Source organism: Virgibacillus sp. CM-4, assembly GCF_000445495.1.
GTDB classification, from domain to species: Bacteria; Bacillota; Bacilli; order Bacillales; family Amphibacillaceae; genus Virgibacillus; species Virgibacillus salexigens.
In genome coordinates this window covers 1,471,354-1,485,073 of the sequence record NZ_AUQA01000002.1, presented here as the reverse complement: position 1 = coordinate 1,485,073, position 13,720 = coordinate 1,471,354, and the positions used below count along the sequence as shown (strand labels likewise).

Below are 13,720 nucleotides of genomic sequence, written 5' to 3'. Positions count from 1 at the left end.
CAATTCTGTTATTTCTATTTCTGAGTCTATTATCCTATGTTAGATTAATAGAAGCTAAATGGACAGAAAGAGATGTAAGGAGGAGCAACGGGAAGTGGGTATAGGCAAAGATAAGAAAAAAAATAATAAAAAAGCTTCAACGGGCTTTCATATAAAAGTACTAACTGGATTTATTCTAGCAACTATCTTTACGGTTACGACGGTGTATGCAGCTGAAGACTTAGATACAGTCTATCATGTTTACATAGATGGCGAACATATTGGAAAAGTAGCTAATGAAAAAGTAGTTGATGACGCAATTGATCAAAAAACGGCAAAAGCCAAAACCGATAACCACACATCATTGCAACCAAAGCAAAAGATTTCTGTTATATCCGAAAAGGTATTTAACCCAACATTTGATCATGAGCGTGTGCTACATTCCATTAAGGCAAATGTCACGATAATCGCTGATGCTGTTGAACTCAACATTGGAGGGGAATCGGTAGGATATTATACGGATCGAGAAACAGCAGAACAGGTTGTCCGCAACTATGTCACAACCTTTGTAGATGAAAAAAACCTACAGGCATTAGCTTCTAAAGAGGAGGATAATCTCGAATCAAGCAACAGAGGTGATAAGCAAGTAACAGATGTAACGATTTCTGAGGACATTGATTACAAAGAAAAGCAAGTCACACCTGATCGTCTTTCTACACTTGAGCAAGGGATTGAAAGATTGCGTAAAGGAATGACGGAAGAAAAGGTGCATAAAGTTAATAAAGGGGAAGCATTAAGTGAAATTGCAGAAAACTATAATCTTTCGAACAAGAAATTAATGGATTTAAATGCATCCCTTGAGGAAAAAAGCGTATTAAAAATCGATCAGGAAATAACAGTAAATGAACAAAAACCAATTGCTGAAGTCATTGTGACGGAAACGCAGCTACAAGAAGAAAAAGTAGAGTATGAAACAGACATCATTACGTCTGGTGAATTGTATAAAGGGGAAGAAAAAACCAAACAAGAAGGTAAAGATGGTGAAAAAGAAGTACTTTACGAAACGGAAACTCGTAATGGAAATCAGGTGAATAAAGAAGTATTGAATGAAACCACTACGGAAGAACCCCAAAAAGAAATTATTATAAAAGGTACAAAAGAACTTCCATCTCGCGGTACTGGCGAGTTAGAATGGCCAGCGGTAGGTGGTCAAATAACGAGCCATATGGGAGAACGATGGGGAAAAATGCATAAAGGTATTGATATTGCAGGTACTAGCGATCGTACAATCAAGGCAGCTGATAATGGAACAGTGGTTTCTGCCGGATTTGATGATGGTGGCTATGGAAACAAGGTGATCATCAATCACAATAACGGAATGAAAACCATTTACGCTCACTTGTCCTCATTGAGCGTTAACAAAGGAGATACGATTGAAAAAGGAAGTAAAATAGGGGTAATGGGTTCTACGGGGAATTCCACAGGCGTTCACCTCCATTTTGAAGTATATAAAGACGACCAGCGTGAAAACCCGATAGATTATGTTCAGAATTAAAAGCAAAAGAAGACTGGTTAAGAGCAGTGACTCTTGAATCAGTCTTTTTTCTAGTATAGAATGGAAAGTGATTTAAAAATCACAAAAAAACGACGAAGTGTTTTATTTCTACTTTATAATACTTTCCTTTCTACGATCTACGTAATAAAACCTCTCATTGCTTTCGAACTTATATAACGTTATAGTATAAGCAGTTAAACATTGTTATCCACCAAAAGACATTTAAACGAAAATAAGATAAAATATAAACAGTATGGTAAAAAAGAAGGATGTGGCATAAATGAGTCAAAAAATACTAGTAGTAGACGATGAACAGCCAATTGCAGATATAGTAAAGTTTAATCTTGAAAAAGAAGGTTACGAAGTAGTTGTAGCTTATGATGGCGATGAAGCTATAGAGCTAGCAGGATCAGAAAACCCAGATTTAGTGGTATTAGATATTATGTTACCAAATAAAGATGGGAATGAAGTTTGTCGGGAAATACGAAAGACCCAAACGATGCCAATTATTATGTTGACAGCAAAAGATTCCGAAATTGATAAAGTGCTTGGCTTGGAACTAGGTGCTGATGATTATGTTACCAAACCATTTAGTAATCGTGAACTAATTGCACGAGTTAAAGCAAACTTACGGAGACAGCAGGTAGTACCGGAAGATGCAACAAAAGCATCGAAGGACATTGTCATAGGATCCTTAGTCATCCATCCAGATGCATATGTAGTGTCACGTGATGGCGAACAAATTGAATTAACTCATCGTGAATTTGAGTTATTACATTACCTTGCACGTCATATGGGACAAGTTATGACACGTGAACATTTACTAGAAACAGTATGGGGTTATGATTATTTTGGAGATGTTCGTACCGTTGATGTAACGGTAAGGAGATTACGTGAAAAAATAGAAGAGAATCCGAGTAATCCAATGTGGATTGTAACACGTCGCGGTGTCGGATATTATTTACGAAACCCAGATCAGGAGTAGGTTTATGAAAAAAGTCGGTTTTTTCCGCTCAATCCAGCTTAAATTCATTATTATTTATATTCTTCTCTTGCTGATAGCTATTCAGGTTATCGGCTCCTTTTTTACATCGGAGCTAGAAGACAATTTAATGTCTAGTTTTGAAAGTTCGATATACGATCGGGTTGAATTATTAAGTAGTAATGTTGAGCAGGCATTTGAACGGCAGAGAGATGCAGACGATCCGAATGTACCTACCAAGGAAGAAGAGATTAAAAGCATTGTATCAGGTATTGATCCATCTGATATCACCAGTCTGCAAGTAATAGATAACCAGAGTAGAGTTATCGCTTCCAATGGGTTAAATGCAGATGATGAAGTCAACAGGAAAATAAACGATAAACATATACAGAGTGCACTTATGAATAATTCCCAAAGCAGCGGGCGGCATTTAATAGATAGTGATCGCTACTTTGTACTTGCACAGCCAATTTTGGATGATGATGATGAAAATATTATCTTAGGTGTTATTTATTTGCGCGCATCATTAGAGCCGGTCTATGATCAATTAAATGATATTAATGAAATTTTTCTGCAAGGATCGATTTTAGCGATAACTGTTTCAGCAATCATTGGTATTCTAGTGGCCCGCACTATCACAAAGCCAATTATAGAAATGCGCAGACAAGCGCAAAAAATGGCAACAGGTGACTTTACTCAGAAAGTAAATGTGTATGGAAGAGACGAAATAGGTCATTTATCGGAAACATTTAATGACTTGAATAACCAATTGAAGCATTCCTATGCGACAATTGAAGAAGAACGGAGAAAACTAAGTTCCGTATTATCAAATATGTCAGATGGGGTAATTGCCACAGATAATGGTGGAGCGGTTACGTTAATTAATGATGCTGCAGGCCGTCTAATTGGCTATAATCCAGATGATATTATTGGCGAGTTTTTGCTGGATTTATTACAACTAGAGGAAAAAGTAGTCGATATTGCTGAGCTGCAAGAGAGTGGATCGATGATTATTGATTTTAGTGATGATGAACAGGAATCTATTATTCGCGCCAATTTCTCCACTGTATTTGATGATGAAGATGAGGTCACTGGTTTTATTACGGTGATAAGTGACGTAACTGAGCAGGAGAAGGTGGAAGCAGAGCGTCGAGAATTTGTATCCAATGTCTCACATGAATTACGCACACCATTAACAACCATGAAGAGTTATATTGAAGCATTAAATGATGGGGCTTGGGAAGATAAAGAAATCGCACCGAAATTCTTGGCTGTGGCTCAAAATGAAACCGAGCGAATGATTCGGATGGTGAACGATCTGTTACAACTTTCTAAGATGGATGCCCAAGAGTATCCGTTACAGAAAGAGCGTACAGACTTTATAAGCTATTATCATCATATTATTGATCGTTTTGAAATGCATACACCAAAAGGAATTCACTTGCAGCGCGAATTGCCAAAAGGAAATTATAACGTATGGATGGATAAAGATAAAATGACACAAGTACTCGATAATATCATATCGAATGCGATCAAATACTCCCCTGAAGGTGGAACGATTAAACTAGGTGTAGAACATAAACGGCATCATTTATTAATTAGTATTCAAGATCAAGGTATGGGCATCGCATATGATAAAGTGGACAAGATTTTTGAACGGTTTTATCGAGCAGATAAAGCAAGAACTAGAAAACTGGGTGGTACTGGACTTGGCTTGGCGATTGCGAAAGAGCTCGTAGAAGCTCATCATGGTCAAATCTGGGCGAAAAGCAAAGAAGGTAAAGGGACAACGATCTACTTTACACTTCCGCTGATGAATCAGAAGCGGAGAGGTGCATAATGAAACTAGAGACGTTTAAATCATTTTTATTAGTCGTATTAATCGGCCTTAGTCTATTGCTTACCTTTGGGATATGGAACTATAAAACCGAATATGAGCAATATGATCAACAACAGTTATCGAGGGAAGTGGATGTTGGTGGCAGCGAGGTGACGAAGAATCAGATCATTGAGCCAAAATCAATTATCTTTCATGCAGGTGAACAGCATTTAGGGTATGAGAACCCAAGAGAAAATGCTAATTTCTTTCAGGAAATGCAGTCATGGACATTTACCGATTTAACCTTAACTGATGGGGAAAGTCCAGAGGGTTATGATGTAGAGTTGACTTTACCAGATGCCTTACCAATTCGAATCATTAATGATCCATTGTTTTCTTTTACCAACCAAGTAGAAATCACGGATAACTGGTCGTTTGATAAGATTTATTTAACGCTTAATCCGGATAACTCAACGATTACCATCCAATTCTTATCTGTCGATGAAAGAAATCAAGCAACCGCTCAATTAACTAATTCCATTGTTTATGATCAAATTACGGAATTATTGGCATCACGACAAGGCTTGACGGAATACGTGGAATTTGAAGGCGGAGCCCAGCCGATCTATGTACGAAGTAATACAGATAATGTCACGCGACGTACGATTGCTGTCTCTCATATATCACCAGATGAATTCGTAAGAGAATTATTCCCAGATGAGCAGGTGGTCAACCCTCAAAATACACCAAATTTAAATTTGGGAAAATATTATAATGATGGGACAAGAGAGATTAGTATAAGTCCAAACGAGAGATTAATGAATTTCTATAATCCAAATGCTTCGGATATAGGTATAACCAGCATAGGAGCACTCACATTATTACAGAATAGCATTGATGAGGTTAACAGTCATAAAGGATGGACGGGCCAATTGCTATCAGAGATTAATTCGGCATCTAATGAAATTACATTTCGATTGCATTACGCTGGATTGCCTGTCTATAGCCCAAATGATTATTCGATTATGAAGTTACAATTCCAAGGTCAGGATTTAATACGCTATAACCGTGGTCTGTTGCGATTGGATAATGAAATACAAAATGATAAATCTACATCTTTACCATCAGGAGAAGAAGTTATCTATCATCTCAAAAATGAAACAAATGATATTAATATCGAAAACGTAGAAGATATTCAGCTTGGATATGACTTATATTATCAGGATGATCGTACGGTAATCCTCGAGCCTGAATGGTTTATGGAAATTAATGGAGCATGGCAGCAGATTCAATTTGAAGATGTGCCGAATGCTCAACAGGAGGAGGCGTAAGGTATGCAGTGGAATCAAATTAAGACCTTATTTATCTTATGCTTTATCGTCCTTAATATTTATTTATTTGTTCAATTCCTAGAAAAACAGGATCGAACGAGTTATGAAACGTATGATAGTACGGAAACAACAATTGAAGATCAATTGGAGCAAGAAAACATCAAAATTAGTGCTGACCTAGATGTGCTGCAAAAAGATTCGATCATCAATGTCGCTCCAAAAGAGTTTACAGAGAAAGAGGCAGAACAAATCGAAGGATTAAAAAACCAGGATGCTCAAATTATTGATAATAATCTCATTGTCTCCCATTTCGAGGAACCTGTGCCAATACCGGAGAATGCAAGTGAAGGCAGCATTGCGCAACAGGTTAAAAGCTATACTGCATTTACCGATGAATTTACTTATTGGGGTTGGGATCAACAAAGCAATGTATTAATTTTCTTTCAGACAAAAAACGATCGACCTATTTACTATAATCGCTTTGGTTCCTTACTCGTGTACTTAAACGAAGACAATGAAATGGTCTATTACACACAGGCAACGCTAGGAAAGGACGAGGAGCTTGGTGGTGCCAAAAACCTTTCTAAGCCAATAAGTGCTATTAGTACGTTGTTCAGGGATAATCAGATTGTACAGGGGGATGAGGTTACTTTCATTGAAAACGGCTATTATACCCGTATCGAGTCGGATACAGGGACACAAGTGTTTGCACCGAACTATCGAATTACCGTAAATGATGAGAAAAACTTCTTTGTAAATGCAATGGAGCTTTTCGTATCTACCGATAGTGATACGAAATTTATTTCCGAGACGATTAGCAAAAATTTGAGTTTATATAAGCGGATGAATGATGACGTGGAATGGAAAGATGCGTTTGTTAAGTATGTGGATAATTTAGTAGTAGAAGAAAGTATAAAGACAAAACGGAGTGAAGGGGAATGACGTTACGGTTTAGCGTATTGGCTTCTGGCAGTACGGGGAATGCATTTTATATCGAATCAGAGCAGGAACGATTATTAGTGGATGCAGGGTTAAGCGGGAAGCAAATGGATCGGCTTTTTCAAGAAATTGATATTGATCCTGCATCATTATCTGGAATATTAGTTACCCATGAACATAGTGATCATATTAAAGGGCTGGGAATTGTGGCTCGTAAATATCAATTACCTATTTATGCAAATGAAAAGACATGGAAAGCGATGGAAGGGTCGATTGGTAAGATTACCACGGACCAGAAGTTTCTATTTAATATGCATGAAGTGAAGACATTTAACGATATGGATGTAGAATCTTTCGGTGTCTCTCACGATGCTGCCGAACCAATGTTTTACACGTTTCATCATCATGGGAAAAAAGTGGCGCTTGTGACCGATTTAGGTTATGTATCGGAACGAATTAAAAAAACCGTAGAACAAGCGGATGCTTATGTCTTTGAAGCGAATCATGATGTGAGCATGCTGCGAATGGGAAAATATCCATGGAATGTCAAACGTAGAATTCTAGGGGACTCTGGCCATATTTCAAATGAAGATTCAGGTTTGGCCTTGGCAGATATTATTGGAAATAATACACAACGTATCTACTTAGCCCATTTGTCGCTCGATAATAATATGAAAGATCTTGCCCGCATGTCGGTAGATAGTGTGTTAAAAGAGCATGGTATTTCATTGGATTTAATGGATACAGATCATCAGAGTCCAACAACTCTTTATGAGGTTGGATGATTTTTTGTATATGTTTTTGCGTATGATGGGAATAATACTAAATTGAAATATGTCATATTCGAAAGCTCACAAAGGGGTAGATAAATGGGTTATTATGATGAGCATTATCCACCAAATCCACATCGAAAAAGAAAGAAGAAAAATTGGCTAGTGCCGTTATTGCTTGGAATTATTATCGGTGTCTTACTTGTTTCGGTAGCATTGCCAGCACTTGTTGATTCTGGAATTTTATCAGAAGATCAAAGCAATCAACAAGCCAATGAAGATACAGGGAATAATACGAATGGTCCAACCCAGTCAGTAAATGTAGATGTTTCTACACAAATTACGGATATCGTTGATCAAGTAACACCAGCCGTTGTAGGTGTTATTAACATTCAACGCCAAAATGACTTTTGGCAGCAGGAAGGTAATAATAATCAGGCTGGAGAAGGCTCAGGCGTTATTTACAAACAAGAAGATGGCATAGCCTATGTTGTTACGAATCATCATGTTGTTGAAGGGGCAGATACGATTGAGGTCGTACTCTATGATGAAACACATATAGAGGCAGAATTAGTAGGCAGTGATTTATTTTCCGATCTTGCGGTACTAAGAATGGATAGCGAACATGTGGATCAAGTGATGGAGCTTGGGTCATCAGGCAATGTAAAAGTCGGTGAGCCAGCAATAGCAATTGGTAATCCACTTGGGCTTATGTTTTCAAGTTCTGTAACGCAAGGAGTGATTAGCGGTACGGAAAGAACGATTCCGCAAGATTTTAATCAGGATGGACGTGCCGATTGGCAAGCGGAAGTTATTCAGACAGACGCTGCAATCAATCCAGGAAATAGTGGTGGAGCATTAATTAATATAAGCGGGCAATTAATTGGAATTAACTCGATGAAAATTAATGAAACTGCTGTAGAAGGATTAGGGTTTGCCATCCCGATTGATTCCGCAATGCCGATTATCGAAGAATTGGAATCCACAGGTGAAGTGACAAGACCATACTTAGGTGTGGAAATTTACTCATTAGAAGAAGTTCCGCAATCAGAGTGGAGTAATACACTTCAATTGCCTAATGATATAGAAGGCGGCGTTTATGTATGGAGCGTGGAGCCGCTATCGCCTGCGGATCAAGCGGGATTACAGCGACTCGATGTGATAACAGAACTAGATGGGAAGCAAGTGATGAACATGATCGATCTTCGCAAAATTCTCTATCAAGAAAAAGAGGTTGGAGATGAGGTATCCGTTGTGTATTATCGTGAAGGAGAACGCCACGAAACAACAATAAAATTAGGTACACAGGAATAGAAAAAGCGAGTTATCTTTTAATTGAGGATAACTCGCTTTTTTATCCACAGAAATTAATAGTTATTAACAATCTGTTGATAATTTTTGTGGTAAAAATCAATATATAGAATTTAAATGACAGGTAATAACAAAATATCTACGAACACTTGTGCATATGTGGATAACTTTGTGAATAATTTTGGTTTTCAACAGGATATTATTGATTTATACACGAGTTATCAACAGATCGTTAGGTGGTTTTCCACTCTTTTACTCTATCCCAAATAAGAAGCAGTAAGATAAGCATTACGATATCCAATCTTGCTTCAAATAAAAATGAAAGAAGACCTTGATTTAACAGAATAGGAAGTTTGGTTAAATAAAGTGCTCCAAACATAACCAGAATTAATGGAGGGATAGCAAGTTTTATATACATTCTACCTGCAATTAGAATACCACAAGCAATTTCAAGAATGGCTAGAAGAAATAACGTTGATTCTGGAAATGGAATCCCCAATTGGGAAAATGTCACCTTAAAATCATTAACAACAAGCTTCATCATTCCAGAAATGATGAATACAAAGCCAATGGCATAACACACCCAGGGAAGAAATGGCATGTTTAATTTTACTTTCATGGATAACCTCCTTTTCCACCATTTGCTTATGTATATGCAAGAAATAGGACAACCTTGCCAAGCTTTTTATGAATTCTTAAACAGTCTTCTTGTAAACGTGCAAGGAAAGCCGTATAATTCTTTTAGACTGTGGAAAGGAAGTGCTACCATCGCAATGATACGTCGTTTTTTCTCTTACTACAAACCGCATAAGCGTTTATTTATAATTGATTTTACCTCAGCAGTAATCGTGGCTATTTTAGAGTTGGCTTTTCCTGTAGCTGTTCAACGATTTATTGATCAATTGCTCCCAGGGAATGATTGGGATTTAATTGTGTTAGTAAGTGTTTTATTATTGTTGGTCTATATAATAAGTACCGCCTTACAATATGTAGTGACTTATTTAGGTCATAAATTAGGGATAAATATTGAAACGGATATGCGGCAGGAATTATTTCAACATGTACAACGCCAATCGTTCCGATTCTTTGATAATACAAAAACCGGGCATATCATGAGTCGAATTACCAATGATTTATTTGATATTGGCGAGCTTGCACATCATGGACCCGAAGACTTTTTCATCTCGATTATGACATTTATTGGAGCATTCATTATCATGTTTACCATAAATGTAAAATTAGCATTTATTATCTTACTTGCGGTTCCCGTTCTAATTTTCCTAATTGCCTTTAGTAACATTCAAATGAATAAGGCATGGAAAAAGATGTATGAAGATATTGCTGGAGTGAATGCACGAGTAGAAGATGCTGTATCTGGCGTTCGTGTCGTTCAGTCATTTACGAATGAAGCTCATGAGATGGATCGCTTTACCAAAGATAATTTTAGTTTCCGTAAAGCGAAGGTTGGAGCATACAAAGTAATGGCGATTGTTCATTCCAATATTTATATGCTCATGCGTCTAATTACTTTATTAGTATTGGTAGTAGGAGCATGGCTCACCTATCAGCAGCAACTGCAAATTGGTGAATTGGTGAGTTTTGTCTTATTTGTAAATGTCCTATTTACACCTATTCAGAAAATAACCGCATTGCTTGAATTATATCCAAAAGGGATGGCTGGGTTTAAGCGTTTTGTAGATTTATTAGATGTTGAACCGGATGTACAAAACCGTGAAGATGCTAAACATGTCGATTATCTACATGGAAACATCGCATTCAATCAGGTAACCTTTGCATATGAAAAAACTCAAAAACCAGTGTTAAATGAAATGAATTTTTCAATTCATGCGGGAGAAACGGTTGCTTTTGTAGGTCCATCAGGTGCTGGTAAAACAACTATTTGCTCGTTAATTCCTAGATTTTATGATGTAGCAGCTGGACAAGTTACCATTGATGGTATGGATATTCGTAACATGACGAAGGAGTCGCTACGACAGCAAATTGGGATCGTCCAACAAGATGTGTTTCTTTTTACTGGTACATTACGTGAAAATATTGCATATGGAAAGTTAGATGCCACCGATGAAGAGATTGAATTAGCTGCCCGCCGCGCACATATGGAGGAATTCATTAATGAATTACCAGATGGATATGAAACGCAAGTGGGAGAACGAGGATTGAAGCTATCCGGAGGACAAAAGCAACGAATTGCTATTGCTCGTATGTTCTTAAAGAATCCGCCTATTCTCATTCTTGATGAAGCCACCTCAGCATTGGATACAGAAACCGAAACAATTATTCAAAAAGCATTGACGGAATTGTCGAAAGATCGAACGACATTAGTAATTGCCCATCGTCTTGCAACCATAAAAAACGCGGACCGCATTATGGTAGTAACGAAAGATGGTATTGAGGAAGAAGGAAGTCATGAGGAATTACTGAAACGAGATGGCATCTTTGCACATTTACATCGTGTACAAATGCGTTAAGCATATTCCAAGCTGCTCGAGATTGATCGGGTAGCTTTTTCTATTGCTAAGACCATTCATCTAGACATGCAAGCTTCTTCCTATCTCCTCATTTATTCAATTTATATATTTCACGGGCCATTGATTCTAGAATATAAAGAACAGGTACTTGGGTAGTAATATTCGCATTTTCATGCCACTCCTCTGTTACATAGTAAGGAATATTTATCTCAGATATTTTCGCAATGGTTGAATGTTTATTATTTGTAATACTAATAATTTTGCTTCCCTCTTGTTTCAATTGATGAAGGTGCGTGACTGTGAAACTATTTTCTCCTGAGACGGATAGCGCGATTGTTGCGCAATTGTAAAGGTGATTCGTGTGAACCGGAAAAAGAGGATCTTTGATATACATCGAAAATTTACCTAGGCTAGAGAAATACCTCGCTCCATATTCAGCAAGGATAGCTGAGCTTCCTATCCCAATAAAAATGACATTATCTGCTTTGGCAACAAGGCTCGCTGCATGCTTGATATATGCTTCTATATCCCCTTTTAGCGTGCGCTCAAAAAATTCTATCACTGCATGCTGGGTACGTTGTAAGCTCGTACTTTTAGTGTCTTTCATATGCATTTTTAGCTTTACTTTAAACTCGGAAAAACCATCACAATTTATTTTTCTGCAAAATCGTAAGATCGTAGCGGTTGATACATGGGTTTCATCAGCAAGTTCACGAATCCGCATATAAGCAACCTTATCGATGTTTTGACAAATATAATTGTATAATGAAGTTTCTAACTCATTGAATGAAGCAATCATGTCATGTGTGAACATATAAGAAGGTACTCCTTTTATAAGAAATCATTCATCTTACTACGCTAACTTTATCCTAACACAACGATGTTTCAGATACACTGTGTTACATTTATGAAACATATTCCTTCTTTCGTTATAAAAAACAAGTTGTTCGTGACTTATTTACCTTCTTACAAAATAGATATACAATTCATGCATAAGTCTTTTACGTTTGCTAAAAAGCAATAGTTCTTTAAACGGCAAACAACTCAATTGCCTGTTAAATTATTCGGAGGTGTATCGATTATGACCAAACGTATTAAAATTGTAACGGTTGGTGGGGGTTCTAGTTATACTCCTGAATTAGTAGAAGGATTCATCAAACGATATCACGAATTACCGGTTGGAGAGTTATGGTTAGTAGATATTGAAGCAGGAAAAGAAAAGCTAGAAATTGTTGGCAATCTTGCTAAAAGAATGATTGAAAAAGCTGGTCTTCCAATCGATGTACATTTAACACTTGATCGAAGAGAAGCTTTAAAGGATGCTGATTTTGTTACTACTCAATTTCGAGTAGGATTATTAGATGCTCGTGCAAAAGATGAACGTATTCCATTGAAATATGGCGTTCTTGGTCAGGAAACAAATGGGCCAGGAGGTTTATTTAAAGGCTTACGTACAATCCCCGTTATATTAGATATTTGTAAGGACATGGAGGAATTATGTCCGAATGCCTGGTTAATTAACTTTACAAACCCAGCTGGTATGGTGACAGAAGCCGTACTGCGTTATTCTAACATTAAAAAAGTTGTAGGATTGTGTAATGTCCCAATTGGAATGGAAATGGGTATTGCTAAGTTATTAGATGTTGATCATTCGCGAATTCGTATTGATTTTGCAGGACTAAATCATATGGTTTATGGGATAGATGTTTATGTCGATGGCGAAAGTGTCAAAGATAAGGTGATGGATTTATTAACAGATCCGGATAATAGTAGTTTTGTTAAAAATATTGACGGATTGGGATGGGAGCCAGCGTTTATTAAAGCGCTTAATGTCTTAACTTGTCCATATCATATGTATTATTATAAAACGCAAGACATGATAGAAAAAGATAGGAAAAATGCTGAATTAGAGGGCACGCGTGCGGAAGTAGTTCAACAATTAGAAAATGAATTATTTGAGCTGTATAAAGATCCAAATTTAGCGATAAAGCCACCTCAGTTAGAAAAACGTGGAGGGGCCTATTATTCTGATGCAGCAGTTCGCTTAATTACTTCTATTTATACAGACAAACAAGATATTCAGCCAGTGAATACAAGAAATAACGGGGCTATAGCTAGTATTCCTGATGACTCAGCAGTAGAGGTTAGCTGTATTATTACAAAAGACGGACCTAAACCAATTGCTGTTGGTGATCTGCCTGTAGTTGTTCGTGGCTTAGTTCAACAGATTAAATCGTTTGAAAGGGTTTCCGCCGAAGCTGCTGTAACTGGCGACTATAATAAAGCTGTGCTAGCTTTAGCGATTAATCCACTAACTCCTTCGGATACGATTGCAAAGGAAATCGTAGATGAAATGTTAGCGGCACATCAGGAGCATTTACCGCAGTTCTTCAAAAAAGTAGAAGCATAGAATGCTTTAGAGGATACGTTAAAAGTAATTAGGTAAAGAGATATCCGAACTATTCATCCGAGTATACGAAGTCATATCCGGATGATGAATAGTTCGGATTTTTTGAATAGCAGAGGATAATTACCTAAAAGAACG

Annotated in this window: 11 protein-coding genes; 9 read left to right on the top strand and 2 right to left on the bottom strand. The window is 37.2% G+C overall.

Annotation, left to right across the window (positions count from 1 at the left end):
- Nucleotides 1–94 precede the first annotated feature (94 nt).
- From M948_RS30485 to M948_RS30455, 7 genes are all read left to right on the top strand, one after another.
- Nucleotides 95–1,534 carry a peptidoglycan DD-metalloendopeptidase family protein gene (locus M948_RS30485; protein ID WP_021290248.1) on the top strand — a complete coding sequence of 480 codons (1,440 nt, stop codon included), beginning with the start codon at nt 95–97 and terminating at the stop codon, nt 1,532–1,534.
- Nucleotides 1,535–1,814: 280 nt separating this feature from the next.
- Nucleotides 1,815–2,519, top strand: a complete 705-nt coding sequence (gene yycF, locus M948_RS30480; RefSeq protein WP_021290247.1) for a response regulator YycF — start codon at nt 1,815–1,817, stop codon at nt 2,517–2,519.
- A 4-nt stretch (nt 2,520–2,523) separates the two neighbouring features.
- The gene (gene walK / locus M948_RS30475) at nt 2,524–4,356 is read left to right on the top strand and encodes a cell wall metabolism sensor histidine kinase WalK (protein ID WP_021290246.1); all 1,833 of its coding nucleotides are present in this window, start codon (nt 2,524–2,526) and stop codon (nt 4,354–4,356) included.
- Nucleotides 4,356–5,666: a YycH family regulatory protein gene (locus M948_RS30470; protein WP_021290245.1), complete on the top strand. Its 1,311-nt coding sequence runs from the start codon at nt 4,356–4,358 to the stop codon at nt 5,664–5,666. Before walK ends, M948_RS30470 begins: the two co-directional genes overlap by 1 nt.
- A gap of 3 nt (nt 5,667–5,669) precedes the next feature.
- Nucleotides 5,670–6,608 (top strand): two-component system regulatory protein YycI, encoded by a 939-nt coding sequence (locus tag M948_RS30465; protein ID WP_021290244.1) that lies wholly within the window; start codon nt 5,670–5,672, stop codon nt 6,606–6,608.
- Entirely contained in the window at nt 6,605–7,390 is a 786-nt protein-coding gene (locus tag M948_RS30460; RefSeq protein WP_021290243.1) for an MBL fold metallo-hydrolase, read from the top strand. The genes M948_RS30465 and M948_RS30460 overlap by 4 nt, the downstream gene beginning before the upstream one ends.
- 84 nt (nt 7,391–7,474) lie before the next feature.
- Entirely contained in the window at nt 7,475–8,689 is a 1,215-nt protein-coding gene (locus tag M948_RS30455; RefSeq protein ID WP_021290242.1) for a S1C family serine protease, read from the top strand.
- Between the two features lie 229 nt (nt 8,690–8,918).
- Here M948_RS30455 and M948_RS30450 read toward each other — a convergent pair whose 3' ends face one another.
- On the bottom strand, nt 8,919–9,305 hold the full coding sequence (locus M948_RS30450) for a DoxX family protein (RefSeq protein ID WP_021290241.1): 387 nt from the start codon (nt 9,303–9,305) through the stop codon (nt 8,919–8,921).
- A 154-nt stretch (nt 9,306–9,459) separates the two neighbouring features.
- On the opposite strand from M948_RS30450, the gene M948_RS30445 reads away from it, so the two are divergent.
- Nucleotides 9,460–11,175: an ABC transporter ATP-binding protein gene (locus M948_RS30445; protein WP_031335293.1), complete on the top strand. Its 1,716-nt coding sequence runs from the start codon at nt 9,460–9,462 to the stop codon at nt 11,173–11,175.
- Nucleotides 11,176–11,263: 88 nt separating this feature from the next.
- Here the strand turns inward: M948_RS30445 and M948_RS30440 are convergent, their stop codons facing one another.
- The gene (locus tag M948_RS30440) at nt 11,264–11,989 is read right to left on the bottom strand and encodes a MurR/RpiR family transcriptional regulator (protein WP_021290239.1); all 726 of its coding nucleotides are present in this window, start codon (nt 11,987–11,989) and stop codon (nt 11,264–11,266) included.
- 267 nt (nt 11,990–12,256) lie between these two features.
- Between M948_RS30440 and M948_RS30435 the strand changes: the two genes are divergently transcribed.
- The gene (locus M948_RS30435) at nt 12,257–13,585 is read left to right on the top strand and encodes a 6-phospho-beta-glucosidase (RefSeq protein WP_021290238.1); all 1,329 of its coding nucleotides are present in this window, start codon (nt 12,257–12,259) and stop codon (nt 13,583–13,585) included.
- Nucleotides 13,586–13,720 lie beyond the last annotated feature (135 nt).

Coding starts and splice junctions, on each gene's coding strand:
- M948_RS30445 (WP_031335293.1), top strand. CDS start 9,460: ATGATACGTCGTTTTTTCTCTTACTACAAACCGCATAAGCGTTTATTT.
- M948_RS30460 (WP_021290243.1), top strand. CDS start 6,605: ATGACGTTACGGTTTAGCGTATTGGCTTCTGGCAGTACGGGGAATGCA.
- M948_RS30435 (WP_021290238.1), top strand. CDS start 12,257: ATGACCAAACGTATTAAAATTGTAACGGTTGGTGGGGGTTCTAGTTAT.
- yycF (WP_021290247.1), top strand. CDS start 1,815: ATGAGTCAAAAAATACTAGTAGTAGACGATGAACAGCCAATTGCAGAT.
- M948_RS30450 (WP_021290241.1), bottom strand. CDS start 9,305: ATGAAAGTAAAATTAAACATGCCATTTCTTCCCTGGGTGTGTTATGCC.
- walK (WP_021290246.1), top strand. CDS start 2,524: ATGAAAAAAGTCGGTTTTTTCCGCTCAATCCAGCTTAAATTCATTATT.
- M948_RS30440 (WP_021290239.1), bottom strand. CDS start 11,989: ATGTTCACACATGACATGATTGCTTCATTCAATGAGTTAGAAACTTCA.
- M948_RS30470 (WP_021290245.1), top strand. CDS start 4,356: ATGAAACTAGAGACGTTTAAATCATTTTTATTAGTCGTATTAATCGGC.
- M948_RS30465 (WP_021290244.1), top strand. CDS start 5,670: ATGCAGTGGAATCAAATTAAGACCTTATTTATCTTATGCTTTATCGTC.
- M948_RS30455 (WP_021290242.1), top strand. CDS start 7,475: ATGGGTTATTATGATGAGCATTATCCACCAAATCCACATCGAAAAAGA.